The 1,284-nt window shown below is 41.3% G+C and carries 1 protein-coding gene and 1 pseudogene; both read right to left on the bottom strand.

Features of this window, described 5'->3' with window-relative positions; translation table 11 throughout:
- A pseudogene (locus tag BWI92_RS26690) lies at window positions 1-956 on the bottom strand (hypothetical protein); the annotation flags it as partial.
- Between the two features lie 147 nt (window positions 957-1,103).
- Window positions 1,104-1,284 (bottom strand): hypothetical protein (locus tag BWI92_RS27665; RefSeq protein WP_176464576.1); only part of this gene is annotated, 181 nt, incomplete at its 5' end.

A 1,284-nucleotide genomic window follows, 5' to 3' on the forward strand; every position in this document is an offset into this window, starting at 1 on the left:
CCCGTAATGTCGCCTGTAGCAGTTACGCTAAAAGTTACAGCAGTACCTTCGCATACTGTTTGAGTTTCGGGATCATCTGTAATGTCTACTGGAATTTTTACCACTAAGTCGGCAGCATTACTTGTTACGCTTTGACTAGCACAAGCACCAGTACCCGACACCTCAACTTTGTAGGAACCTTCATCACATACATCACAAATACTTGCGATATTATAAGTAGCGCTATTAGCTCCTACAATATCTTCATTGTTCAATATCCACTGATACCCACCTACATTACTAGCAGTAACACTAAAGGTGTAAGTTTCGCCTACGCATTTGGTAGCGCCAACTGGGTTAACAGAAATGCTTGGTTTAGCATTAACATTTAAAGTAGCTTCAGTACTGGTTTGATCTCCACAAGTTCCTTTTACTACGACTGAATATTTATCACCATTCATCGAGGTTTGGGCAGTGATGCCATACGTCGATGCAGTTGCGCCAGTAAGGATTTGCCCATTTTTGTACCATTGATACCCCGTAATGTCGCCTGTAGCAGTTACGCTAAAAGTTACAGCAGTACCTTCGCATACTGTTTGAGTTTCGGGATCATCTGTAATGTCTACTGGAATTTTTACCACTAAGTCGGCAGCATTACTTGTTACGCTTTGACTAGCACAAGCACCAGTACCCGACACCTCAACTTTGTAGGAACCTTCATCACATACATCACAAATACTTGCGATATTATAAGTAGCGCTATTAGCTCCTACAATATCTTCATTGTTCAATATCCACTGATACCCACCTACATTACTAGCAGTAACACTAAAGGTATAAGTTTCGCCTACACATTTGGTAGCGCCAACAGGATTGATAGAAATGCTTGGTTTAGCATTAACATTTAAAGTAGCTTCAGTACTGGTTTGATCTCCACAAGTTCCTTTTACTACGACTGAATATTTATCACCATTCATCGAGGTTTGGGCAGTGATGCCATACGTCGATGCAGTTGCGCCAGTAAGGATTTGCCCATTTTATACCATTGATACCCCGTAATGTCGCCTGTAGCAGTTACGCTAAAAGTTACAGCAGTACCTTCGCATACTGTTTGAGTTTCGGGATCATCTGTAATGTCTACTGGATTTTACCACTAAGTCGGCAGCATTACTTGTTACGCTTTGACTAGCACAAGCACCAGTACCCGACACCTCAACTTTGTAGGAACCTTCATCACATACATCACATACATCACAAATACTTGCGATATTATAAGTAGCGCTATTAGCTCCTACAATATCTTCA

This window comes from Flectobacillus sp. BAB-3569, assembly GCF_002270355.1.
GTDB classification, from domain to species: domain Bacteria; phylum Bacteroidota; class Bacteroidia; order Cytophagales; family Spirosomataceae; genus Flectobacillus; species Flectobacillus roseus.